19 protein-coding genes are annotated in these 24909 nt (G+C 71.8%); 7 read left to right on the top strand and 12 right to left on the bottom strand.

Annotated features, from left to right (window positions below):
- Position 1: 1 nt before the first annotated feature.
- Complete coding sequence (locus EST54_RS14920) at positions 2-1609, bottom strand: AMP-binding protein (RefSeq protein WP_129248105.1); 1608 nt, start codon at positions 1607-1609, stop codon at positions 2-4.
- A gap of 409 nt (positions 1610-2018) precedes the next feature.
- On the opposite strand from EST54_RS14920, the gene EST54_RS14925 reads away from it, so the two are divergent.
- Positions 2019-3152 (top strand): acyl-CoA dehydrogenase family protein, encoded by a 1134-nt coding sequence (locus EST54_RS14925; protein ID WP_129248106.1) that lies wholly within the window; start codon positions 2019-2021, stop codon positions 3150-3152.
- Between the two features lie 267 nt (positions 3153-3419).
- Positions 3420-4220, top strand: coding sequence for a VOC family protein (locus tag EST54_RS14930; RefSeq protein WP_129248107.1), 801 nt, complete (start codon positions 3420-3422; stop codon positions 4218-4220).
- A gap of 29 nt (positions 4221-4249) precedes the next feature.
- Here the strand turns inward: EST54_RS14930 and EST54_RS14935 are convergent, their stop codons facing one another.
- The 7 genes from EST54_RS14935 to EST54_RS35905 all read right to left on the bottom strand — a co-directional run bounded on the left by EST54_RS14935 (position 4250) and on the right by EST54_RS35905 (position 12473).
- A complete protein-coding gene (locus tag EST54_RS14935) occupies positions 4250-4603 on the bottom strand; it encodes a winged helix-turn-helix domain-containing protein (RefSeq protein WP_129248108.1) in 354 nt (117 codons plus the stop codon).
- Positions 4594-5118 carry a hypothetical protein gene (locus EST54_RS14940; protein ID WP_129248109.1) on the bottom strand — a complete coding sequence of 175 codons (525 nt, stop codon included), beginning with the start codon at positions 5116-5118 and terminating at the stop codon, positions 4594-4596. Before EST54_RS14940 ends, EST54_RS14935 begins: the two co-directional genes overlap by 10 nt.
- Before the next feature lie 128 nt (positions 5119-5246).
- Complete coding sequence (locus EST54_RS14945; protein WP_129248110.1) at positions 5247-7166, bottom strand: ArnT family glycosyltransferase; 1920 nt, start codon at positions 7164-7166, stop codon at positions 5247-5249.
- 41 nt (positions 7167-7207) lie between these two features.
- Entirely contained in the window at positions 7208-8248 is a 1041-nt protein-coding gene (locus EST54_RS14950; RefSeq protein WP_129248111.1) for an NlpC/P60 family protein, read from the bottom strand.
- A gap of 49 nt (positions 8249-8297) precedes the next feature.
- Positions 8298-8780 carry a poly-gamma-glutamate biosynthesis protein PgsC/CapC gene (locus EST54_RS14955; RefSeq protein ID WP_129248112.1) on the bottom strand — a complete coding sequence of 161 codons (483 nt, stop codon included), beginning with the start codon at positions 8778-8780 and terminating at the stop codon, positions 8298-8300.
- Positions 8777-10111: a poly-gamma-glutamate synthase PgsB gene (gene pgsB / locus EST54_RS14960; protein WP_129248113.1), complete on the bottom strand. Its 1335-nt coding sequence runs from the start codon at positions 10109-10111 to the stop codon at positions 8777-8779. The genes EST54_RS14955 and pgsB overlap by 4 nt, the downstream gene beginning before the upstream one ends.
- Positions 10112-10130: 19 nt before the next feature.
- Positions 10131-12473 (bottom strand): HAMP domain-containing protein, encoded by a 2343-nt coding sequence (locus EST54_RS35905; protein WP_129248114.1) that lies wholly within the window; start codon positions 12471-12473, stop codon positions 10131-10133.
- 999 nt (positions 12474-13472) lie between these two features.
- On the opposite strand from EST54_RS35905, the gene EST54_RS14970 reads away from it, so the two are divergent.
- Positions 13473-14846, top strand: coding sequence for an alpha/beta hydrolase family protein (locus tag EST54_RS14970; RefSeq protein WP_239012679.1), 1374 nt, complete (start codon positions 13473-13475; stop codon positions 14844-14846).
- Between the two features lie 87 nt (positions 14847-14933).
- On the opposite strand, the gene EST54_RS14975 is transcribed toward EST54_RS14970, so the two are convergent.
- Positions 14934-16463: a helix-turn-helix domain-containing protein gene (locus tag EST54_RS14975; protein ID WP_129248115.1), complete on the bottom strand. Its 1530-nt coding sequence runs from the start codon at positions 16461-16463 to the stop codon at positions 14934-14936.
- An 88-nt stretch (positions 16464-16551) separates the two neighbouring features.
- Here EST54_RS14975 and EST54_RS14980 point away from each other — a divergent pair, with 88 nt between their 5' ends.
- Complete coding sequence (locus EST54_RS14980) at positions 16552-17544, top strand: SdpI family protein (protein ID WP_129248116.1); 993 nt, start codon at positions 16552-16554, stop codon at positions 17542-17544.
- Between the two features lies 1 nt (position 17545).
- Entirely contained in the window at positions 17546-17905 is a 360-nt protein-coding gene (locus EST54_RS14985) for a GntR family transcriptional regulator (RefSeq protein ID WP_129248117.1), read from the top strand.
- A gap of 61 nt (positions 17906-17966) precedes the next feature.
- Here EST54_RS14985 and EST54_RS14990 read toward each other — a convergent pair whose 3' ends face one another.
- The 3 genes from EST54_RS14990 to EST54_RS15000 all read right to left on the bottom strand — a co-directional run bounded on the left by EST54_RS14990 (position 17967) and on the right by EST54_RS15000 (position 20900).
- On the bottom strand, positions 17967-19262 hold the full coding sequence (locus tag EST54_RS14990; protein WP_244942523.1) for an MFS transporter: 1296 nt from the start codon (positions 19260-19262) through the stop codon (positions 17967-17969).
- Positions 19263-19392: 130 nt separating this feature from the next.
- A complete protein-coding gene (gene sigJ, locus EST54_RS14995; protein ID WP_129248119.1) occupies positions 19393-20277 on the bottom strand; it encodes an RNA polymerase sigma factor SigJ in 885 nt (294 codons plus the stop codon).
- A 266-nt stretch (positions 20278-20543) separates the two neighbouring features.
- Positions 20544-20900: a YciI family protein gene (locus EST54_RS15000; RefSeq protein ID WP_129248120.1), complete on the bottom strand. Its 357-nt coding sequence runs from the start codon at positions 20898-20900 to the stop codon at positions 20544-20546.
- Between the two features lie 249 nt (positions 20901-21149).
- On the opposite strand from EST54_RS15000, the gene EST54_RS15010 reads away from it, so the two are divergent.
- Positions 21150-21932: a class I SAM-dependent methyltransferase gene (locus EST54_RS15010; protein ID WP_129248121.1), complete on the top strand. Its 783-nt coding sequence runs from the start codon at positions 21150-21152 to the stop codon at positions 21930-21932.
- Positions 21933-22189: 257 nt separating this feature from the next.
- On the top strand, positions 22190-24904 hold the full coding sequence (gene acnA, locus EST54_RS15015; protein ID WP_129248122.1) for an aconitate hydratase AcnA: 2715 nt from the start codon (positions 22190-22192) through the stop codon (positions 24902-24904).
- Positions 24905-24909: the final 5 nt, after the last annotated feature.

A 24909-nucleotide genomic window follows, 5' to 3' on the forward strand; every position in this document is an offset into this window, starting at 1 on the left:
GTCACTCTAGAGGGGACCCGCGCAGCCGGAAGCGCTGGAGCTTGCCGGTCGGGGTGCGTGGCAGGGAGGTGTGGAAGACGATCTCGCGCGGGCATTTGTAGGGCGCGATCCGGTTCTTGGTGAAGGCACGCAGCGCCGCGACGGTCTCCGCTCCCCGGGGGACGCCCGCCCGCAGCACGACATGGGCGACGACCACCTGCCCGCGGTCCTCGTCGGCCCGCCCGACCACCGCCGCCTCGGTCACATCGGGGTGCCGCAGCAGGGCGTCCTCCACCTCCGGACCCGCGATGTTGTAGCCGGCCGAGATGATCATGTCGTCCGCGCGGGCCACATAGCGGAAGTAGCCGTCGGGCTCGCGGACATAGGTGTCGCCGGTGATGTTCCAGCCGTCCTGGACGTACGCGGTCTGCCGGGCGTCGGCGAGGTAGCGGCAGCCGGTGGGCCCGCGGACAGCCAGCAGTCCCGGTTCGCCGTCCGGCACCGGGGCGCCGTCCGCGCCCACCACCCGCGCCTGGAAGCCCGGGACCGGCAGCCCCGTCGTACCGGGCCGGATCGCCTCGTCGGCGGCGGCGATGAAGATGTGCAGCAGCTCCGTGGCGCCGATGCCGTTGATGATCCGCAGACCGGTCGCCTCGTACCACGCCTGCCAGGTCGCGGCGGGCAGATTCTCCCCGGCCGAGACGCAGCGGCGCAGGGAGGAGACCTCGTGCCCGGCGAGCCGGGGCAGCATCGCGCGATAGGCGGTCGGCGCGGTGAACAGCACCGAGATCCGGTGCGCCGCGATGTCGCCGAGCAGCCGCTGAGGCCCGCCCCAGTCGGCGAGGAAGGCCGAGGCGCCGGCCCGCAGCGGGAAGATGACCAGCCCGCCGAGGCCGAAGGTGAAGCCGAGCGGCGGGCTGCCGGCGAACACGTCGTCCGGCTCCGGGCGCAGCACCTGCGCCGAGAAGGTGTCCGCGACGGCGAGCACATCGCGGTGGAAGTGCATACAGCCCTTGGGACGTCCGGTGGTGCCGGAGGTGAAGGCGATCAGCGCGACGTCGTCGGCCGCGGTCGCCACCGCCGGATACGCCGTGCCGCCCGGCCGGGCGAGCTGCCGCAGATCGCCCGGGCCGTCCCCGCCGAAGGGGGTGATCCGCAGCCCCGGGACCCCGGCCCTGGCGAGATCGTCGAGCGAGCGGACATCGCACAGCGCGTGCCGCACCTGCGCGATCTCACAGATCGTGGCGAGCTCCTCGGGGCGCTGCGAGGCCAGTACGGTCACCGCGACCGCCCCCGCCTTCATCACGGCGAGCCAGCAGGCGGCCAGCCATGGTGTGGTGGGACCGCGCAGCAGGACGCGGTTGCCCGGCAGTACGCCCAGCGGGCCGGTGAGCGCATGGGCGATCGCGTCGACCTGTGCCCGCAGCTGTCCGTACGTCCAGACCGGCCCGCTGATGTCGCGGATCGCGGGCCGGTCGGGGCCGAGCCGCGCGATGGTGCCGTCCAGCAGCTCGGTGCCGCAGTTCAGGCGGTCGGGATAGCCCAGTTCGGTGAGCTGCGGCCACTGGTCGTGGGGCGGCAGCCGGTCGCGCGCGAAGGTGTCGGCGTGGGCCGAGGACCGTAGCTCCATGGCGGGTGCCCCCTAGGGTCTGTCGTTTGGATCAGGCCGGGCTCGCGGGGTCTGGCACGCACATCTGCGGCGTTGTCGTCACTCTTCCCCAAGCTCTCGGCTTCGCTCGAGCAGGGGAGGCCCCAACCGCTCCGCGTCGACTCCCTCCTCCGCCTTGCAGCTGCACGCACCAGACCCCGCTCCCTGATCCGGCCTGATCCAAACGGCAGACCCTAGGGCCGGGGTGGCCGACGCGCGGCCGGGGGAGGGATGGGGGACTGTGGAGGCCGGTGCGGGAACCGGTCGGGAAGGTTCGGGTGGCGCTCGTTCTGCGGGGCGAGTACTGCCGTTCGGATCCGTCGTCAGCGTAACGTGTTCGTGACGGCAGTCAACAGACCGCGATAGAGGACCGCTACCAGGGAGCCGCCTCGTGACCGTATTCGCGCTGGGACCAGATGAGCGGAAATGGTGTGCCGAACTGCGCGCGCTCACGGCCGAACGGCTGCGCCCGCTGGCGGAGCAGGGCACCGAGGGCCGGGTCAACCGTCCGCTCGTCGCCGCCCTCGGCGAACTGGGCCTGCTGCGCCGTCTGTTCCCCGCCGACGGCGCCCTGCGCGCCCTGGACCTGTGTCTGCTGCGGGAATCCCTCGCCCAGGAGTGCACGGAGGCGGAGACCGCACTGGCGCTCCAGGGGCTGGGTGCCTATCCGGTCGTGCAGTCCGGGACCGAGGCGCAGCGCGCCCGCTGGCTGCCGGAGGTGACCGCCGGCCGGGCGGTCGCGTCCTTCGCGCTCAGCGAGCCGGGCGCGGGCTCGGACGCCGCGGCCCTGTCGCTGGCCGCCGAGCCGGACGGCCCGGACGGCTGGCGGCTCACCGGCGAGAAGTGCTGGATCTCCAACGCCCCCGAGGCCGACTTCGCCACCGTCTTCGCCCGGACCGGCGGCGGGGCGGGCGCGCGCGGGGTGACCGCCTTCCTCGTCCCCGCCGGCCGTCCCGGACTGACCGGCGAGCGCCTGGACATGCTCAGCCCGCACCCCATCGGCACCCTCGTCTTCGACGGCACGCCTGTGACCAGGGCGGATGTGCTGGGTGAGGTGGACGGCGGGTTCGCCGTGGCGATGGCCACGCTGAACCTCTTCCGGCCCAGCGTGGGCGCCTTCGCGGTCGGCATGGCGCAGGCCGCGCTGGATGCGGCACTGACGCACGCCGGCGCGCGCACCGCGTTCGGCGGCCCCCTCAAGGACCTGCAGTCCGTCGGCCACCGGCTCGCCGAGATGGCCACCCGGGTCGAGTCGGCCCGGCTCCTGGTGTACGCGGCGGCGGCCGCGTACGACACCGGGGCCCCGGACATCGCCCGCCGTGCGGCCATGGCCAAGCTGCTGGCGACCGAGACCGCCCAGGAGGTCGTCGACGCCGCCGTGCAGATCCACGGCGCTCGTGCGCTGCGCCGCGGACATCTGCTGGAACACCTCTACCGGGAGGTCCGTGCGCCGCGCATCTACGAGGGCGCCACGGAGGTGCAGCGCTCGATCATCGCCAAGGAGCTCTACCGGGAGAGGGCCTGAACTCCTCGCGCGCTCTTCCTCGGCGGGGCGGGCGGCCGGCCCAACGGGCGGCCGGCCCACCGGGGGTCGGCCCACCGGGCGGCCGTGCCGTACGCGGGCTCATGGCCATGCCTCTCGCCGCGTGCCGATGCGTGCGCCGGGCGCCCCTGACGAGTGCGGGGACGGCGTCGGCCGGCGGTCGGCGCGGACACCGGGCCCCGGCCGACGGGCGAGTGTCAGTGCCGGATGTCAGGCTGACAACAGAGAGGATCCGCGAAGGGAATCGCCATGATCACTACCGACTTCGTCCCCGGCTCCCCGTGCTGGCTCGATCTCGGCGCCCCCGACGTCGAGGTCGCCGCGGCGTTCTACCGCGCCGTGTTCGGCTGGCAGTCCGAGCCGCACGGTGGCCAGGAGGCGGGCGGCTACACCCTCTTCCGGCTGGACGGCAAGGCTGTCGGCGCGGTGGGCCCGCTCACCGAAGTCGGCGCCCGCTCCGCCTGGACGCTCTACTTCCACACCCCCGACGCGGACGCCACGGCCAAGGCGGTGGAGCAGGCAGGCGGCGCGGTCCGCACGGCCCCCGCCGAAGTGGGCGCGGAGGACGGCCGGTTCGCTCAGCTCACGGACCCGCAGGGGGCGGAGTTCGCCGTCTGGCAGCCCCTGAAGTATCCGGGCATCGAAGCCGCGGACACACCGGGCACGCTGTGCTGGACCGAGCTGTACACCACCGATGCGGCCGCCGCGCAGACCTTCTACACCACCGTCTTCGGCTGGACCACCCAGGACATGCCGCTCCCGGGCGGTGGCGGCACCTACACCCTGCTCACCCCCGCGGACTGCGGCGAGGACCGGATGCACGGCGGCCTCATGGACGTTCCGGCCGATCTCCTGGGCCCCCGCCGAACTCCGTACTGGCACCCGGTGTTCGGCTCCAAGGACTGCGATGCCACCGTCGGCCTGGTGACGGGCAACGGCGGCATCCTGTCGATGGGCCCGGACACCGCCGAGGGCGTCGGCCGCCTCGCCGTCTGCACGGACCCCGCGGGCGCGGAGTTCGTGGTGCTGACGCCGGAGGGGACGCTGTGAGGCAGGGGAAGCCGGGCGCTGCGCACTCCTCAGCCGGATGATCCGGGTGGCCCGCTGCCGGCATGCTCGTCGTCGGCAATGTGTCGGGCCGACCGGTCGGCGATGTCCTGCAGGGCCGTGAGATGGGCCTGCAGGGCGAGGTGGCCGGCGCGGCTCAGGTTCAGCCAGGTGCGCGGGACCTTGCCCACGTGCCCCTTTTTGACCTCGACGTACTCGCGTTTGCTCAGCGTGCTGATCTGCTTGGACAGGGCGGAATCCGACAGGTTCAACGAGTCCCGGACGAACTTGAACTCGGCCCACCGCGTCGCCGCCAGCAATGCCGTGATCGACAGGCGGGTGGGATCGAGCAGCAAGGGATCGAACTCGGGAGCGGTCACCGACACGCGCCGTTCCGGCTCAGCCGCTGGAGCCGTTCGAACCGCCGGGAGGACGGGAACGCCACCGTCAGCCCCAGGCCGAGCCCCAGCAGCAGGCGCCAGCCGGGGACGTACGACAGCAGCCAGGCACTCCCCACGGACAGGACTCCCACCACGCCCACCACGACGAGGAGTCCGGCCCAGGGGTAGCGCCGCCCGGCCGATCCCGGCGCCCCCGCCGGCAGGAACGCCCGCGGCTCCAGCTCGGGCGGCAGGCCGAACAGGCTGCGCCCCCGCCGGGTGTACTGGCCGAGGAGAAAGACCACGGTCAGGGGCCCGAGAACCCCCATCCACCACACGCGCCACCGTTCCAGGTGCAGCAGGGGCAGGAGGTCGGGCGTGGCGAAGGTCAGGAAGAGCACGGCCCCCCAGGCGAGGAAGAACCACCGGGGCCCGCGCTGCGCCGCAATGGCCTGGTGGCGCCGGTGCTGTACGTCTTCCAGCGCGCGGGCCGCCTGTTCGGCGTCCGGTTCAAGGGGCATGGGCCACCTCCTGGCCGTCGCGGACGGCAAGTGAAAGCACTTGCCTGAGGAGAAAGTTACTAGCCACTTTCCGCTCAGGCAAGTGCTTGCCTGTGGTGGAAGCGCACCGGCCGGCGGCCGGTGGGAGGTCAGGTGCGCCCAGCGCAGTCGTAGAGGGTGAAGCTTCCGTCCGAGGTCCGGCCGTAGGCGCGTGGGGAGACGGGGGTGCAGCTCTTCTTCACCCAGGCCGAAGCCGGTGTGGCCGGGCGGCGCGTGGTGAGCAGGGCGTAGCGCAGTTGGTGGGTGGAGACCAGGTCCCCGAGCCGTGGTGCGGTCGGGTAGGGGGTCAGGCCGGTGAAGCCGCCCATGACCAGGATGGGTTGCGGGGTGGCGCGCAGCAGGGGCTCGGCGCCGTACGCGGCCTGGGTGGCGAGCAGGTACTTCTCCCCGGAACGGTGCGCGGAGAGGTAGTTCAGCAGTGCGGTGTCCCGCTCGGACGGGGTGTTCAAGGGGTTGCGTCGGACCGTGGCCCGGTGGTGGTGCGCATCGTGGTAGCCGGGGCCGACCGGCCCGGCCAGTGGTTCGATCGGTGAGCCGGGGTAGCGCGGGTTCAGGCAGGAGACGGCCCAGACGGCCGGGGCGAGGAGGACGGCCGTCAGGGACGCCGCCAGGGCGCTGTGCACCGCCGGCCGTGTGGTCCGGGGCCCGCTGGTCCACAGGCCGACGGTCCCGCACAGGCCGAGCATCAGCACCACCGGCAGCAGCCAGGGCGCGAAGTCGCTGTGCGGGCCGTCGATTGCCGCGGCCCACAGCGCCGTGAGCCCGACGGCGACGGGCAGCGCCGCGCGACGTCGGCCACCGGCGCGGTACTCGGCCCAGAAGAGGGCGACTCCGCCACCGGTCAGCGCGGCGAGGGCCGGGGCCAGCACGGTCATGTAGTAGCCGTGGTTGCCGTTGGAGTTGCTGAAGACCACGAGGTGCACCACCAGCCAGCCGCCCCAGAGCAGGAACCCGGCCCGCGGCCCGTCGGTGCGCGGTCGTCCGGCGCGCCACCACACGCCCAGCGCCAAGGCCAGTACGGCGAGCGGCAGGAGCCAGGCGATCTGCGGGCCCACGCTCTGGTTGACCACCATGGTCCACCCCGTATTACCGCTGGTGCGGCTGGCGGCCGTGCCGGCGACGGCGCCCAGCGCGTGCGGGTCGTGGCCGAAGCGGCTCAGCCCGTTGTAGCCGAAGACCAGGGTGAACGGGTTGTTGTTGGTGGTTCCGTCGAGGTAGGGACGGTCCGCGGCGGGGGACGCCCAGACCAGCAGCACCCAGGAGCAGGAGACGACGAGTGCGGTGATCCCGGCGAGCAGCAGCCGCCGGGTCCGGTCCCACCAGGAGCCGGGCGCCGCCCACAGGTACACCGCGGCGAACACCGGCAGGACGAGCCAGGCTTGCAGCATCTTGGCCTGGAAGGCCAGCCCCACCCATGTCCCGCAGACGAGCAGCGGCAGCAGTCTCTCGGTGCGGACGGCCTTCTGCAGCGATCCCGCCGCGAGGACCAGCAGCAGAACGAGCAGGGTGTCGGGGATGTTGTGCCGGTTGAGCGCGACGGTGACCGGGGTGAGGGTGAGTACCAGCGCGGCGAGCAGCCCTGCCCAGGCGCCGGCCCAGGCACGGACGATCCGGTGCAGCGCCCAGACGGCGAGGAGGCCCTCCACTACCTGCGGCAGTACCGCCGCCCAGGTGTGCGGTCCGAGGAGCCGGACGGAAAGGGCCTGCGGCCACAGCGCGCCGGGGATCTTGTCCAGGGAGATCGAGCCGCTCGGGTCGAGCCCGCCGAAGACGAAGGCGTGCCAGTTCGCCGCCATCGACCGCAACGCCGCGGTGTAGTACGGGTGCACCGCCGCCCGTCCGATGGCCCAGGTGTAGAGCACCGCGGCGGCCGCCAGGATCAGCAGCAGGGCGTATGACTCCCGGCTGACGGCGGTGGGCCGACGCAGCGTGGCCTGGAGGGCGCGCGGGATGCCGTGCGTGCGGGGGCGGCTGTCGGCGGGGTCCCGGGTGAGGGGGGCGGTGGCCATGGCGGGGTCTCTCCTGGGGCGGCGGGCTGGGGGCGTCGGCTTCACAGGCGGCGGGCCATGCGGAATCCCTGGGCGTAGAAGCCGTCGCCGTCGAGCGTCGCGCGGCCGGCCCAGTCGCCCATGGTGGGCCCGTTGGCCCGCGAGCGGCTGGAGTAGAAGCGCGGGCGCCCGTCGGTGTCCGGCCCCAGGTAGATGCCGCAGTGGTCGATGCCGTGCGGTCTGCCGATGTCGATGGCGAAGAAGACGAGGTCACCGGGGAGCAGTTGGCTGAAGTCGGCAGGTGGCCGGCCGGTGTTCGGGAACAGCAGCACGCCGGGGGCCCGGGTGGCGAGGGCGTAGGCCCGGCGGGGCAGGCCGATCCCCGGGCTGTTGGTGGCGTGCATGGGGTAGCCCATCCGGTAGCCCCAGACCAGGCGCACGAAGCCGGAGCAGTCCACGTCCCCGTAGCGGTCCTTCTCCGGGGACTTGCGGGTGCCGTCCGGGAAGGTCCAGGGAGTGCCGAGGTAGTCGTAGAAGTCGGACTTCTCGTCGCGGTAGTGGAACGACGTCGGTGACTGCCCGGGAACGAGCGGCCCGAAGTGCGCCTTGCCGGCGTAGCGCAGACCCGACGAGTTGCGCAGATCGTGCGCCCCGTCGCCGTACTGGAAGGCCACGGCGAGGGCGTCCGGACTGCGGTCGGCCAGGGCCTTGGGGAACCACTCCCGGAACCAGCGGGTGCGCTCCTTGCCCTGGCTCCAGGCGCCGCCCATCAGCCGTACCCAGGCGTCACCGCGCACCACCGCGCCGGTGGTGCGCGGCTCGCTCCAGGTACGGGTCGGGCCGGTCAGCACCGCGGTGCGGGCGCCGTCGGTGAAGGTGGCCAGCACGCGGTCGTCGGCGGCGCGCACCACCGTACGGGCGGGCGCGGCGCGGCGCTCGAAGCGGTAGCCGCCGGCCGGTACCGAGAAGTCACTGCCCGGTACGCCGCCGCGGAAGTGGTGCCAGGCATATCCGCTGAGGGCTCCGGCGGAGGCCAGTCCGGCGGCACAGGCCAGGATCTGACGGCGACTGGGCCTGCCGGTCGGGGTGGGGTGGGTGCCCATGGTGACCTCCTCTACGGGCGGACGGGTACGGCGGACGGGTGCGGCTGGTTCAGCCGACGGGCAGTGCCCCCAGCAGCAGCCCGGCAACCAGCACCACATACGTACTGAGGGTCACCGCGGTGGTGGAGATCACGGTGGGTGCCAAGGGCTGGCGGACCAGCTGATAGGCGATCAGGCCGGGCACGATGAAGCCCAGGGTCTGCGCGGTGTACAGGAGCGGGAACTCGTGCTGGAGGGCGAGCATCACCGTGGTCTGGAGCAGCACCGCGGCCAGCACCACAGCGGCGAACAGCCGCTTCCCGTAGAGGATCACATGACGCTGGAGGACCTTGGTCGCGGCGAGGGTGAGGGCCGTGACGCCGATCATCATCGCGGCCCGGACCACATCGGTGACGAGGGTCAGCGCCAGCCAGCCGGGGGTGATCATGCCGCCGGGGGAGAGGTTGGTGGTCAGATAGCAGATCAGCGAGAAGAGCAGTCCGAGGGCGATCCCCAGTGCGGCGGTCTGCGGGGTGACGATGACGGGGATCACAGCGGCTTCCTTGCGGTTTCGTACCGGGTGTCGGCAGGGGCGGAGGAGGGGCTTGGGACGGGTGCGCCGGACGACGGGCCGTTCAGCGGCGCCACCCAGCTGTACGGCTCCGTCTCGGGCGGGTGCGCGACCGGAAGCGGCTCGTCGGCGTGGTCCGCGGGCAGCCTGCCGAGGTGGTCCAGGAGGAGTTCGCCCTGGCCGTGAATGTTGCCGACGGCCACCAGCGAGGAATCCGGGGCGAGTTCGGCGAGGAGGGCATGGGTCAGCTCCTGCCCGTCGCGCCGGTCGCCGCCCAGGTCCACCACCCGGCCCGACGAGTCCGGCGGGATGCCGTCGCGGGCGCTCTTGGTGGGATGCCCGATGAGGAAGACCGTCTCGGGGGCCAGGTCGGGGACGATCGCGCCCATCTGACCGTTGCGTTCCACCCGGTCCGGGCGACAGTTGATGACCAGGTTCAGCGGGCGGCGGATCGCGCCGAGCTCCTCCAGCTGACGGACGTTCATCAACGTCGACTCGGGGTCGTTGGCGGCGAAGACATTGGCGAAGCGCAGCCGCTTGCCGTCCGGTGTGCGGTAGCGCTCGACGGAGAGCACGCCGGGGTCCGGCGGCGCGTCCCGCATACCGCGCAGTGCGGTGGCCCGGTCCACACCGAGCAGTTCGGCCACGGCCAGCGCGATGGCGACGTTCTCCTTGAAGGTGAACCAGCTGAACGCGCGCAGCTCCTCGTCGGTGACCGACTCCGGATCGACGGCGATCAGGCGGCAATTGCGCTTGTCCGCCTCCTCCTTGAGGAGGTGCAGCCGCTCCTGTTCGGCGGTGACGCAGACCCCGCCGACCGGCATCGACCGGGACAGCGAGCGGGCCACATCGTCCAGCGTCGGCCCCATTTCGGCGAGGTGGTCCTCGCGGACGTTGCACAGCACGCCGATGGTGGAGCGGATCAGCTTGTCCTGGTTGACCTCCTGAAGTGCGGGCATCACCGCCATGCACTCGATCACCAGGGCGTCCGGCCGGTATGCCGCCGCGCGCCGGACGATGCCGATCTGCTCGACGACGTTCGCGATGCCGAACTTCCGGTACACCGGCTCCTCGGTGGCGTCAGGGTGGATGAACCGAGCCGCGGTGCCGGTGGTCTTGGCCACGGTGACCAGGCCACCGCCGCGCAGCGCCCCCGCGCACAGCCGGGTGATCGAGCTCTTGCCGCGAATGCCGTTGACCAGCACCCGGGTGGGGATCTGCGCCAGCGCGGCGTAGTGGCGCCGCTGCTCCAGCACGCCGGCGACCAGCAGCCCGGCACAGCTCAGCAGCAGGACAACATAGAGGAAAAGCACGTCGGTCGATCCTTCATTGCTACGGTGCGCTGCCGCACTCGAACGAGGGGGCAGGGACAGCGGCCAGGTCGGCTCCCGCGCCACGGTCGCGGTCCACCAGCGCCTGCCGGAGCAGCTCCAGACTCCGCGTGACCGAACCGCACTCGTCGTGGTGGACCGGGAACAGCACGGTGCGTCGGTCGCCGCCGGCCAGCCGCTCCGCGCATCCGGTGAGCGTGCGCAGCGGTCTGACCACCACGATGTGCAGCCAGCCCAGGCAGGCACCCCCCACGGACAGGGCGAGCAGCCCGGCCAGCATGGTGCGTGCCTGGACCTGATACGCCGCCAGTTTGAGCGCCGCGGCCGGCTCGGCGGACACCACCCGCCAGCCGAGTCCGGCGGCAGGCCCCGTCTGTGCCAGGGGCGCGGCGGCCGCGACCGACAGGCCCTCGCCGGGGGCTGTCCCCGCGTGCAGTACGGCCGATGCCGGGGTGCCCGCGCTGCCGGGCGCCGCGTCGGTCTTGGCCACCAGGCGGGTGAGGCGCTGGCTGGGAAGGGGCTGGAAGGCCTGAAAGCCGACGCTCGCCGCGAGCACCCTGTGGTGCGCGTCGGTCACCCACACGCTGCCGAGCCCGGGCCGGGACACCAGGTCGTCCAGCGCGTCGACGCCGATCTCCGCGACGACCACAGCCGGGGCGGTGTCCTCGGGCTTCTTGGCACCCTTGGCCTTCCCGGCCGTAGGGATCCGGGCGTAGGCGGCGATGGCAGGGATCTTGCCCGACGTGTTGACCTGGGTGATTCCGCCGCCGGCGGGGTGGACGAGGGTGCGCAGCGGCTGCTTGCCCACCTGCCGTACGACGGCACCGGTGCGGTCCAGCACATACAGCGACCGGAACGTGGGGTGGTCGGCCTGTTCGCGCCGCAGCACCTCCGTCGCCCGCTCGGGTGGCGCACCGGAGAGGGCCGACGCCGCTGCCGCGAGGTCGGTACGGCTCCGGACGAGGGACCGCTGCACCCGGTCGGCGGCGGCCTCGGTGCGCGCCCGCTGGTCGGCGACGGCGGCTGCCGGTACGGCCTTGGCTGCCGGTACCCGGTTGAACAGGAACAGCAGCGGTACTCCCCACGCGGCGATCACGAGTGCGCAGACGAGCACCAGGGCCCGGACACCGGGGCGGCGCCGCACCGGCGGCTCCGGCTCCGGCCCCGTCTCCCCCAGCAGTTGGCGGCGTATCGACTCCAGCGCCCGGCCGATCCTGCCGGGCTCACCGAACCCCAGCACCGGCACCGGCCGCACCAACTCCGCCCGTTCCCCCCGCTCCTCCGGCTCTTCGCCGACGCCCCGGGCCAGCCGGGCAGCGGACAGGTGCAGCTGCAGCAGCGGACGCTGCATCGTGCCCCACAGCACCAGGGTGACCAGTACGGCGACCACCACCAGCGCACCCGCGGCCACCAGGGCGAACCACGTATGGTCGGCTCCCTCCTTCACCGGAGGCACCTCCCGGCCCGTCAGGACGGTCAGTCCCAGGCCGGCGGCGTCGCCCTTGCCGTCCCCCGCGGCGACCGACGCCCACCCCGTGACCTTGCGCAGCCCGTCGTGTCCGGCACCGAGCACGCTGCCCGAGACGTCGCCGGTGGGGAGACCGGCGTGCGCGGCGTTCGCCGCGGCGGCAGGCAGCGCGCGGTGACCGGCAGGGGGCGCCAGGGCCGCGCGGGTGGTGGCGACGGTGGCGGCGGTGGCGCACACCTTTCCGTTCCGGTCCACCAGTTGACCGGTGCGCCCCTCGCCGTACACCGCCGGAGCAGCGACCTTTTCCGAGACGACAAGCAGAAGTTCGCGTTCCTCGTCCTCCTGGTCCCCTGTCAGGTCACCCGCCTGATCGTGGTTCTCCTCCTGCTTGCGGCCCGCAGCGGGGACGGTCACCCGGGCGAAGAGCAACACCCGCGGTGCACCACTGCCTGAAACGGCCATCCGCGGCGCGATGTTGCCGGTACCGGGCCGCACCAGAGCCGCCGCGTCCACCCCGGCCAGCGGCACCTTCTCACCACTGGCCGCCAGCGGTCTGCCCGTGCGCGGGTCGAGCAGCACACCGCCCCCCACCGGATGCCCGGTCGGGAGAAGGGACCGCAGCGCTGCCGCCGGATCACTGCTGCCGGCGGGCGGGTCCGACGCCGCGGAACGGCGCACTGCCCTGGCACTTGCGTTGATGGAGGTCCCGACCGAGTCGGCGGCATCCTCGGCGATCTGGCGTTCCGCGTCACGTAGGGCCTGGGGGACGTCCTGCTCGTGAACGGTACCGAGACCGAGTGCGGTCAACCCGGCAACTGCCAGCAGGGCGCAGAGCAGTGCGGCGATCGGCGGGCGGACGCCTCCGAGCATGGGCATGTCGGCGCGGCGTCGGGTGCGGTGCGGACGGGGCGCGCGGGCAACGGCGTGCAGGACAGCGTCCTCTCGGCGTGTGGGGATGGCCGTGCGGCAACTCAATCAGTATGAATACTGGGAACACAGGATAATCACAAGGCTGTTCACGTTGTGACTGTTTGCCGGCCCATTGTGGAAACGGGGCTCAACTAGCCCTTGCCAGAGGTCGCTTATGCGTCGTCGGCATCCACCCTGCGCGGCGGAATTTCCCACGCGGCCGCCGGCGGGGCCCGGTTGACCACTCATTTCGTTCCGCGTTCGGTGCCTCACGCACAGTTGCGGTGGTGCTGAAGGCCGCCCCCGAAGCCGCCCTTCCCGAGGGAATCCGCAAATCTCCAGGGGCGGGTTGGCGAGGTCAGTAGTTGCGTCAGTAGTTACGAACTGACGCGTAATGAAAGCGCTCAGTGATAACGGTGAGCAAAGGCAACGAACTCCTGGATCCGATGCCCGCCATCCGGCGGCGGCGTGAACCAGCCATCTTCCACAGAGGCCTTCTGACCGGGGCCGGTGCTCCGGCATCCGTCGCACCGAGACAGCGGAACGGTCGCTCGCGCCGGCCCTCTTCCGGCTCGGGGCCTTGCTTCTGCAACTGGTTTTGTGACGGTGCCGAGTGGCCGTGCGCCGACAACTGCCCCCGGTCGCACCAGGGATTTCTCCCGCGCGTGTCCCGTATGGACACGCGACGTTGCGCAACTCGGCGGCACGCTCCACAAGCGCCGACGGACAGTTTCCAGCGCATAGGTGTCCACCGAAAAAGCCGTTCGCCGGCGTCGGGCGACGACGGGGGCACGAACTCGACACCGCGCAATTCTGGACGTGTCATGGGCTCACCTCACCCACCGCCGTAGGGATAACTCCCGGCACTATCAGGTGGGTTGGCTCGGCCCCGGCAAAACTGCATATACGATGACCGCCAGCCGAACGCTGATCACGTGGCGAACGCCACCATGGAGGGGGCTGCCGATGAAGCACGCACGAAGGCGCCAGAGCCGGTTGCGCACCCGGGTCGCCGGCACCACGGGACTACTGACCCTCGCCCTGGGCGCCGGGATCGCGCCGGCCACCGCCGCGGAGAAGTCCACTACTGCGCCCCTGGCCACGGCGGCGGCCCCGGACACAGCGGCGTCCCCGGACACGGCAGCGCCCGCGGAACCGGCCCCGGCCCCGGGCCAGATGGTGGCCTTGGACGACGCGGCGCAAGCCCCGGACCAGGCGGTGGGCTTGGACGACGCGGCGCAACACCCGCGCCGGGCGGCGTCCTTGAAGGTGGCGCCGGCCCCGGGCCAGCTGACTCTCCCCGCCCCGACCGGGCGTCATCGCGTCGGAACGGTCGATCTTCACCTGCGCGACTCGAAACGCATGGATCCGTGGGTGCCCGGACAGCAGCGCGAGTTGATGGTCTCGCTGTGGTACCCGGCCATACACACCTCCCGTTATCCCGCCGCACTTCTCCCCAACAGCCAGCAGGTGCTGCCCGGCGGTGTGACCCTGCCCACCACTGCCGGGCACACCGGCGCCCCGGTCGACCGCAAAGCCGGCAAGCTGCCGGTGCTGCTGTACTCGCCCGGCGGCCGTGGGAACCGTGCGACGGGCACGGCACTGGTTCAGGACCTGGCCAGCCGCGGCTACTTGGTCGTCACCATCGACCACACCCACGACACCGGCGATGTGGTGTTCCCTGGCGGGCGACATGAGGTGAGCATGCTGCCGCCAGGCACCAAATCGCGCGACTTGATCGACGTCCGGGCGGCGGACGCCCACTTCGTCATCGACCAGCTGGCCGAGCTCGCCCGCGGCCACAACCCGGATGTGGAACACAAGCCGCTCCCCCACGGGCTGACCCAGGCCGTGAGCACGAAACACATCGGGATGTTCGGGGCTTCCCTCGGCGGAGGATCGGTGGCCGCTGCCATGCACGCGGACCCCAGGATCGACGCCGGCGCGAACCTGGACGGCCAGCTCTTCGGCTCGTCGGAACACCAGCGGCTCGACCGCCCCTACATGCTGTTCAGTTCCGAGCACCACAACCGCAACACCGACGGGAGCTGGGCGCGGCTCTGGGAAAACCTGCACGGAGAGCGGCTCGACCTGAAGCTGCGCGGCTCCGGGCACAACTCCTTCGTCGACAACCAGGTCCTGTTCCCCCAGGCGCCGGGCGCATTCGGGGTAACCCCGGAAGTAATGCAGCAGGCACTCGGCACGATCGACCCCAACCGCTCCATCGAGGTCCAACGCACCTACGTCGCCGCCTTCTTCGACAAGCATGTGCGCCACCAGCACAGCAACCTGCTCGACGGCCCCTCGCGCCAGTACCCCGAGGTCGACTTCATCCGCTGAACCGACCGAAGGCCACCGCCGGCGCCCGCCAGCCCCCTTTCGGACGCGTATCAGCGCTGGTCACTAGGGGGCTGGTGGGCTCGCCTGTCAGATGTCCCGGAAGATCTCGATCTGTGCCCCGATCGAGTTGAGCCGCTCCGCCAGGTCCTCGTAGCCGCGGTTGATGACGTAGACGTTGCGCAGGACGGAGGTGCCCTCGGCGGCCATCATGGCCAGGAGGACGACGACGGCCGGGCGCAGGGCCGGGGGGCACATCATTTCCGCGGAGCGCCAGCGGGTCGGGCCGTCGACCAGGACCCGGTGCGGGTCGAGCAGCTTGACCTGGGCGCCGAGGCGGTTGAGGTCCGTCAGGTAGATGGCGCGGTTGTCGTAGACCCAGTCGTGGATGAGGGTCTGGCCCTGGGCGCTGGCCGCGATGGCCGCGAAGAAGGGGACGTTGTCGATGTTGAGGCCCGGGAACGGCATCGGGTGGATCTTGTCCAGCGGGGCCTGGAGCTTCGACGGACGTACCGTCAGGTCGATCAGCCGGGTGCGGCCGTTGTCGGCGGCGTACTCCGGGCTGCGCTCGTGGTCCAGGCCCATCTCCTCCAGGACGGCCAGTTCGATCTCCAGGAACTCGACCGGGACCCGGCGGATGGTGAGTTCCGACTCGGTCACCACGGCCGCCGCCAGCAGGCTCATCGCCTCGACCGGGTCCTCGGACGGCGCGAAGTCCACATCGCGTTCGATCTGCGCGGCGCCGTGGACGGTGAGGGTGGTGGTGCCGATGCCGTCGACCCGGACGCCCAGCTCCTCCAGGAAGAAACACAGGTCCTGGACCATGTAGTTGGAGGAGGCGTTGCGGATGACGGTGACGCCGTCGTGGCGGGCGGCGGCCAGCAGCGCGTTCTCGGTGACGGTGTCGCCGCGTTCGGTCAGCACGATGGCGCGCTTGGGGGCGACGCTGCGGTCCACCTCGGCGAGGTAGGTGCCGTCGGTCGCGGTGATCTCCAGGCCGAAGTGCCGTAGCGCCGTCATGTGCGGGGTCACGGTCCGGGTGCCGAGGTCGCAGCCGCCCGCGTAGGGCAGTTTGAAGTGGTCCATCCGGTGCAGCAGCGGGCCGAGGAACATGATGACGCTGCGGGTGCGGCGGGCCGCCTCGGTGTCCATCGAGGCGAGGTCGAGTTCGGCGGGCGGCACGATCTCCAGGTCGTTGCCGTCGTTGATCCACCGGGTCCGTACGCCGATGCTGCCCAGCACTTCGAGGATGCGGTAGACCTCCTCAATGCGGGCCACCCGGCGCAGAGTTGTGCGGCCGGCGTTCAGCAGCGTGGCGCACAGCAGCGCCACGCAGGCGTTCTTGCTCGTCTTCACGTCGATGCTGCCGGACAGCCGGCGGCCGCCGACCACCCGCAGATGCATCGGCCCGGCATAACCGAGCGAGACGATTTCGCTGTCGAGCGCCTCGCCGATTCGGGCGATCATCTCAAGGCTGATGTTCTGATTCCCGCGTTCGATGCGGTTGACCGCACTCTGGCTGGTGCCCAGAGCCTCCGCAAGCTGCGTCTGTGTCCAGCCACGGTGCTGCCGGGCGTCACGGATGAGCCTGCCGATGCGTACGAGGTAGTCGTCTGCCATGGGGTGACCGTATCTCAGATTTGAGATGGATACGCAATTGCCACTGCGTTGGTAGTTCTACTACTATGCGAACAATTGAAAGGGAGTCATGAAGAGTGCGCTGCGTTCTGTCCCGCCCCTGACCAGCCGGCCGCGGACCGTGATTGCCGCCGGTCCCTTCGTCGTCGTGATCACGGCGTTCGCCGGCATCTATGCGGCAGTGTCCGGCCGGCTGCCCGATCCGCTCGCCACCCACTTCCGGGCCGGCGGCCAGGCCGACGGCTTCACCTCGGTCCAGGGCTTTCTGACCGGATCCCTCGCCCTGTTCCTCCTCCTCGGCGCCGTCGTCGGCTTCCTCGTCCAGCTGCGTCCGGACGCTCCCGAAGTGCCGTGGGTGATCGCTGGCGGCTATGCCACCGCCGCCGGAACCGGTTACGCCTTCTGCGTGACGCTGCTCAGCAACGCCGACGCGGCCGATGTATCAGCCGTCCGGGTGCCGCAGTGGGAGCTGGCCCTCGCCCTCGGAGTGACGCTGCTGGCCGGGGCGCTGGGGCGGCTGCTCGCCGGAGCGGCGCCCGCCGCGCCCCGGCGGCCGCGCGGTGCGGTGTCCCGGCTCGACCTTCCCGCCGCCGCGACGGCCGGCTGGTCGCGCACCATCAGCTCGTCCCCGCTGGCCGTATTGGGCGGTCTGCTGCTCGCCGCCGGGCTCCTCGTCGGCCTCCTCGCCGACTGGATCGCCGGTGCGGGCCTGCTGTTCGGCGCTGCCGTGTCCCTGCCGCTGGCCTCGGTACGGGTGACTGTGGACCGCCGCGGGCTGACCCTCTCGCCGACGCTGCTGTCCGCCCGCTGCCGTTTCCGGCGCATACCCCTGGAGCGCATCGAGGAGGCCGGCAGCCGGCGGATCGCCTGCTTCGCCGAGTTCGGCGGCTGGGGCTACCGCATCCGGGCCGGCCGCAGCGGCTTCGTGCTGCGCTCGGGGGAGGGCATTGTGGTACGGCTGACCAACGGCAGGGAGTTCGTGGTGACGGTCGATGATGCCGCGACCGCCGCCGCACTGCTCAATACGTACACCGACCGCGCCCGTTCGCGGCAAGGAGGCTGAGGTGCTCTTCCGGGTCGACCCCGGCTCGTCCGTCCCGCTGGGCGACCAGATCGCGGCTTCCGTCCGCGGTGCCATCGCCGACGGCACGGTGGACGCCGGGGAGCGGCTGCCGGCCGCCCGCGAGCTCGCCGCGTCCCTCGGCGTGAACGTCCATACCGTGCTGCGGGGTTATCAGCGCCTCAAGGAGGAGGGGCTGATCGAACTCCGCCGCGGCCGCGGTGCGGTGGTCACCGGCTCCGCCTCCCCCGCCCGCGCCCGCCTGGGTGAGACCGCCGAGCGGCTGATCGCCGAGGCCCGCCATCTGGGGCTCTCCGACGAGGAGATCGTCACGGTGGTACGGACGGGGCTGGCGGGGCGGTGACCGCCGGGTGGTGACCGCCGGGTGGTGACCGCGGGGGTGCGGGCGGGCGCGGCCCGCCCGGTCACGGGCCGTCCGATGTCTGGCCGCCGCGGGCCGGCCGGGGCGCGCGGAGGCCGCGTACCTGAGGGGAGAGCAGGGCGGCGGCCGTGGCGAGGACGATCAGCGCGGCGCAGCCGGCGAGCGCACGGCCCACGCCGAGTTGTGCCGCGGCCGGCCCCGCGACCAGGAGGCCGAGCGGTGCGAAGGCCAGTGAGCCGAACCAGTCGTAGGAACTGACGCGGGACAGCGCCGCCTCGGGGACCTCCCGCTGGAGGGTGGTCGCCCACAGCACCCCGAAGACGTCGGCGGCGATGCCCGAACCGAACATGGCGAGCGCGATCAGCGGCACCGGCGCCCGCACGGCGAGCAGGGCGATCGGGAGCGCCGCCGGGAAGGTGGCCAGTACGGCGACCAGGACCGGACGGTGCACCCGGAGACGGGCGGCCAGCCCGGCGCCCATGATGGTGCCGAGTGCCTGCGCGGCGACGATCAGGGACCAGGAGCGCGCACCGCCCAGCCCGCCTTCGGTCGCCAGCGGTCCCAGCACCCCGGCGTTGGCGTTGAGCGCGGCGACGACGACCGCGTACTGCACCACGACGACCCACAGCCACTGCCGCCCGGCGAACTCCCGCCAGCCGTCCCGCAGTTCCGACCACCCCGACGCCCTCGGCCGGACCCGTGCGGACAGCCGGAGGCCGCGGATCAGCAGCGCGCTCACCACGAACGAGGCGGCGTTGAGGGCCAGTGCCCAGCCGGCGCCGACGAGTGCCACGACCACACCGGACAGGGCCAGCCCCAGCAGCATCGAGCTGTTCGCCCCGACCCGCAGCAGCCCGTTCGCCCGTTGCAGCCGTCCGGTGGGGACGAGCAGCGGGATGACGCCGTCCATCGCGGGGGAGAACAGCGCGGTGGCCGTCCCCGCCAGCGCGGCCAGCGCGCAGAGTGCCCACAGCGGCGCATGCCCCGTCAGCACCATCGCGGCGAGCCCGGCGTAGGCGGCCGCGCCCACGAGATCGGCGACGATCATCAGCCGGGAGCGCGACACCCGGTCCGCCAGCACCCCGCCGACGAGGACGAACGCCAGCTGCGGCACCGCCTGGCAGGCCAGCACCAGGGACAGCTGCCCGGGCCCGGCCCCCGGCAGCGCCAGGACGGCGAAGGACAGCGCCACCCGGGCGAAGCCGTTGCCGAGGACCGAGATCGTGCGGGCGGCGGTGAGCAGCACGAACCGCCGGTCGCGCCAGAGGGGAGGGCCGGCGGGCGGCGCTTCCAGCGGCGGGGACGGGTGTGGGGGCGCGGGTTCCGGGGTGGCCGTCACGGCGTCAGCGTAGGGCCAACTGCCCCTGCCCATACGGGATATGGACATCGGCCATGGCCCGCCTCCGACGACGGGCCCGGCCCGCCTCACCGTCAGGCCCGGCCCGCATCCCCGACGGGCCCGGCCGTCCTCAGTCGTCGAGGAACGTCAGGTCCAGCCGTTCCAGCCGGGCCGGATCGGCGAGGATATTGATCTCGACGACCTTCCCGTGGGCGATGGTGAAGCCCATGACGGAGAGCGGCACCCCGCCCCGCGCCGTGACCAGCCCGGGTGCGCCGTTGACCAGTGCGGGTCGGGCGAACGGCGCGAACCGGGAGAACATCAGCGCCTGTTCGACGACCGCCCGCGCCCCGCGGACCAGCTTCGACAGCCCGCCGCGCGCGGCACCGGCGTCGGCGCGCAGCACCACGTCCGGGTCGAGGACGGCGAGCAGCGCATCGAAGTCGCCGCCGCGGGAGGCGGCGAGGAAGGCGTCGACGACCTCCCGCTGCCGGGCGAGATCGGGGTCGGGGGCCGGGGCGGTGCCCTGCACGCGCCGCCGGGCCCGGCTGGCGAGCTGCCGGGCGGCGGCGGGCGTGCGGTCGACGATCGGCGCGATCTCGTCGAAGGGCATCGCGAACATGTCGTGCAGGACGAAGGCCAGCCGCTCGGCGGGGGAGAGGGTCTCCAGGACGACGAGCAGCGCCAGCCCGACGGAGTCGGCCAGCACCGCCGCGTCCTCCGGGCCGTCGGCGTCCAGCCGGCGCACGACCGGCTCGGGGACATGCACCTCAAGCGGGTCCTCGCGCCGTGCCGTGCGCCGGCGCAGCTGGTCCAGGCACACCCGCCCCACGACCGTCGTCAGCCAGCCGCCCAGATTCTCCACCCCGTCCGCACCGGACCGGTCGAGCCGCAGCCAGGCCTCCTGGACGGCGTCCTCCGCCTCCGTCAGCGACCCGAGCATCCGGTAGGCCACCGACCGCAGATGGCTCCGGTTCTCCTCGAAGCGCTCCGCCAGCCACTCGTGCTCGTCCATCGCACTCATCCTTCCCCCGTTTCGCTCCCCGGTACGGTCCGTCACCGTCCTGACGCATCCGGCGGGGCGCATGTGACAGGAGGGAGACTACGGGCACGGTTTCCCTGTCCGGAGCGCGCGTGCGCCACTGCCCGGAGGGCCCGTAGCGCCCGTACGCCATGGGACGCGGCAGGCAACGCTCGGCCACGAGGGTGCCGTGGCCGAGCGGGGGCGCGACGTGCGGACGTCGGGCCTTGGCGGCGTCCGGGGCCGGGCCAGGACCCCGGTCAGCCCTCGGCGATCTCGCGGACCTCGGCGGTGACCGTCCAGTGCTCCGGGTGGATCTGGAGGAACCTCTTGGTCCACTCCAGGGCCTCGGCCTTGTCCTTGCACTGGGTCAGGGCGTAGCCGCCGATGACCTCCTTGGTCTCGGTGAACGGCCCGTCGGTCCAGTGGAGCTTCCCGTCGGACCAGGTGACCCGGGTGCCCTCGGAGGTCGGGGTGAGGCCGGCCGTGTCCAGCATGACTCCCGCCTTGGTGATCTCCTCGAACAGTGCGGCCATCCGCCCCTCGAACTCGGAGCCGGGGCCTTCGGCGGGGATGTTCTGCTCGTCGATGCGGATCATCGTCAGAAAGCGCGGCATGGTCACTCCTCGGTCGGGAGGGCGGGGCCGGTCCCCGCCTCTCACCCGTGCGTCGAACGGGAGACGGCCGGATCGACACCTTTCCCGGAATTCTTCTGAGATTTTTCCGGCGCGGCCACCGCAGGGGCTTCCTGCCGGGGGTGATGCGCGGAGCCCGCGCGTCGCCCGGACGTCGCCGCGCCGGCCCGGCCGCGCGCCGGTGTGGCCGTCCGGGGCCCGCACGAGGCGGGGAGAGGCGACGATGGGCGGATGTCTGCGATCGCGCGAGCCCAGTCGTTCAACAAGGCCGCCGCCCAGTACGCGGCCGCCCGCCCCTCCTATCCGTCCGCCCTCCTGGAGGTGATCGAGGAGTTCATGGGGCGCCCTCTCGCCGGGAGCCGCGTCGCCGACGTCGGCGCGGGTACCGGAATCGCCACCGCCCTCTTGTCCGAGCGCGGCGCCGACGTGATTGCCGTCGAGCCCGGCGACAGCATGGCGGCGCAGTGCCGCCAGGCGCTGCCCGACGTGCCGGTCGTGCGGGGCGACGGCAACGCCCTGCCGCTGGCCGACGCCTCCCATGACCTGATCACGTACGCACAGTCCTGGCAGTGGACCGACACCGGCCGCTCGGTCCCGGAGGCCCTGCGCGTGCTGCGCCGGCGTGGCGCGCTCGCGGTGTGGTGGAACACGCACGCCTTCGACGTGCCCTGGATCGCCGCGCAGCACGAGCGCATCGCCCGGCACTGCGGGGTGGCGCCACGTTCCGGGCTGCTTCCCGACGACGGTGAAGCCGTCCGCCTCGCCGGGCTCACCGGGCTCCGCGTCGTACGCCGCCACGTGCGGTGGAGCCGTACTGTCCCGCTCGATGTGCATCTCGCCAACATCGGCAGCCGCTCGGCGTTCCTCGTGCTCGGCGAGGAACACAACCGGGACTTTCTTGCCGAGGAGCGCCGTCGTATCCGGGAGATCTTCCCCGACGAGCAGGTGGAGGAGAGCTACGTGGTCGACCTGCTGGTGGCCGGACGGGCCCGGACGGGCTCCACGGGCACGTGAGGCGTGCGGGGCCGGTGGTGATCAGCGATCGATGAGGCGGCTCACCCTTATCCGGGCAGGACGACGAAGGTCAGGGCATGACCCCGGCGCGGCGATGTATTAGAGTTATCTCGACATCGAGATATCTACCGGAGAGGCGTACCGCTGCCGCGCCAGTAAGGCATGCCTAAGTTAGGCCAACCTTAGTGGATGGGGCAAGGGGCTGTGACGGCAGCATTGCGGCGGTACGCGCGAATTCATGCATGAAGGAGACTGTCGTGTCGGCGAACAGCTTCGACGCCCGCAGCACGCTGCAGGTGGGCGACGAGTCGTACGAGATCTTCCGGCTGGACAAGGTCGAAGGCGCCGCGCGTCTTCCCTACAGCCTGAAGGTGCTGCTGGAGAACCTGCTCCGCACCGAGGACGGCGCGAACATCACCGCCGACCACATCCGGGCGCTCGGCGGCTGGGACTCGCAGGCCCAGCCCAGCCAGGAGATCCAGTTCACGCCGGCCCGCGTGATCATGCAGGACTTCACCGGAGTGCCGTGTGTCGTGGACCTCGCGACCATGCGTGAGGCCGTCAAGGAGCTCGGCGGCGACCCGGCGAAGATCAACCCGCTGGCCCCGGCCGAGCTGGTCATCGACCACTCCGTCATCGCCGACAAGTTCGGCACGAAGGACGCCTTCGGCCAGAACGTCGAGCTGGAGTACGGCCGCAACAAGGAGCGCTACCAGTTCCTGCGCTGGGGCCAGACCGCCTTCGACGAGTTCAAGGTCGTCCCCCCGGGCACCGGCATCGTCCACCAGGTCAACATCGAGCACCTGGCCCGTACGGTCATGGTCCGCAACGGCCAGGCCTACCCCGACACCCTCGTCGGCACCGACTCGCACACCACCATGGTCAACGGCCTCGGTGTGCTGGGCTGGGGCGTCGGCGGCATCGAGGCCGAGGCCGCGATGCTCGGCCAGCCGGTCTCGATGCTCATCCCGCGCGTGGTCGGCTTCAAGCTGACCGGTGAGCTCACGCCGGGCACCACCGCCACCGACCTCGTGCTGACCATCACCGAGATGCTGCGCAAGCACGGTGTCGTCGGCAAGTTCGTCGAGTTCTACGGCGAGGGCGTCGCCGCCACCTCGCTCGCCAACCGCGCCACCATCGGCAACATGTCGCCGGAGTTCGGCTCCACCGCCGCGATCTTCCCGATCGACGAGGAGACCCTGAACTACCTGCGCCTGACCGGCCGCGACGCCCAGCAGGTCGCGCTCGTCGAGGCGTACGCCAAGGAGCAGGGCCTCTGGCTCGACCCGGCCGCCGAGCCCGACTTCTCCGAGAAGCTGGAGCTGGACCTGTCGACGGTCGTCCCGTCGATCGCCGGCCCGAAGCGTCCGCAGGACCGGATCGTCCTGGCCAACGCCGCCACGCAGTTCGAGCGCGACGTCCTCAACTACGTCTCCGACGCCGACGAGGCCGGCGAGGAGTCCTTCCCGGCCTCCGACTCCCCGGCCGCCACCAACGGTGTGCCGAGCCGCCCGACCACGGTCACCGCCCCCGACGGCTCGACCTACGAGATCGACCACGGTGCGGTGACGGTCGCGGCCATCACCTCCTGCACCAACACCTCGAACCCGTACGTCATGGTCGCCGCCGCGCTGGTCGCGAAGAAGGCCGTGGAGAAGGGCCTGACCCGCAAGCCGTGGGTCAAGACCACCCTCGCCCCGGGCTCGAAGGTCGTCACCGACTACTTCGACAAGGCCGGTCTGACCCCGTACCTCGACAAGGTCGGCTTCAACCTCGTCGGCTACGGCTGCACCACCTGCATCGGCAACTCCGGCCCGCTGCCGGAGGAGGTCTCCAAGGCCGTCAACGACCACGACCTGGCCGTCACGTCGGTGCTCTCCGGCAACCGCAACTTCGAGGGCCGGATCAACCCCGACGTCAAGATGAACTACCTGGCGTCCCCGCCGCTGGTCGTCGCGTACGCCCTCGCGGGCTCCATGAAGGTGGACATCACCAAGGACGCGCTCGGCACCGACCAGGACGGCAACCCGGTCCACCTCAAGGACATCTGGCCCTCCGAGGCCGAGGTCAACGACGTCGTGGCCAACGCCATCGGCGAGGACATGTTCAACAAGTCCTACCAGGACGTCTTCGCGGGCGACGCCCAGTGGCAGGCGCTGTCGATCCCGACCGGCAACACCTTCGAGTGGGACCCGCAGTCCACCTACGTCCGTAAGCCCCCGTACTTCGAGGGCATGGCGATGGAGCCGTCGCCGGTCCAGGACATCGCCGGTGCGCGCGTGCTGGCCAAGCTGGGCGACTCGGTCACCACCGACCACATCTCCCCGGCCGGTGCGATCAAGGCCGACACCCCGGCCGGCAAGTACCTCACCGAGCACGGCGTCGAGCGTCGCGACTTCAACTCCTACGGCTCCCGCCGCGGTAACCACGAGGTCATGATCCGCGGCACCTTCGCCAACATCCGCCTGCGCAACCAGATCGCGCCGGGCACCGAGGGCGGCTACACCCGCGACTTCACCCAGGTTGACGGCCCGGTCTCCTTCATCTACGACGCCTCGCAGAACTACCAGGCCGCCGGCACCCCGCTGGTCATCCTGGCCGGCAAGGAGTACGGCTCCGGCTCGTCCCGCGACTGGGCCGCCAAGGGCACCGCGCTGCTCGGCGTCAAGGCCGTCGTCGCCGAGTCCTACGAGCGCATCCACCGCTCGAACCTCATCGGCATGGGCGTCCTGCCGCTCCAGTTCCCGGAGGGCGAGTCCGCCGAGTCCCTCGGTCTGACCGGCGAGGAGACCTTCGCGGTCTCCGGCGTGACCGGGCTGAACGACGGCACCACGCCGCGCACCGTCAAGGTCACCACGGACAGCGGTGTCGAGTTCGACGCGGTCGTCCGCATCGACACCCCCGGTGAGGCGGACTACTACCGCAACGGCGGCATCATGCAGTACGTGCTGCGCTCGCTGCTGCGCAAGTAGGTCCC

This window comes from Streptomyces sioyaensis, assembly GCF_004122735.1.
GTDB classification, from domain to species: domain Bacteria; phylum Actinomycetota; class Actinomycetes; order Streptomycetales; family Streptomycetaceae; genus Streptomyces; species Streptomyces sioyaensis.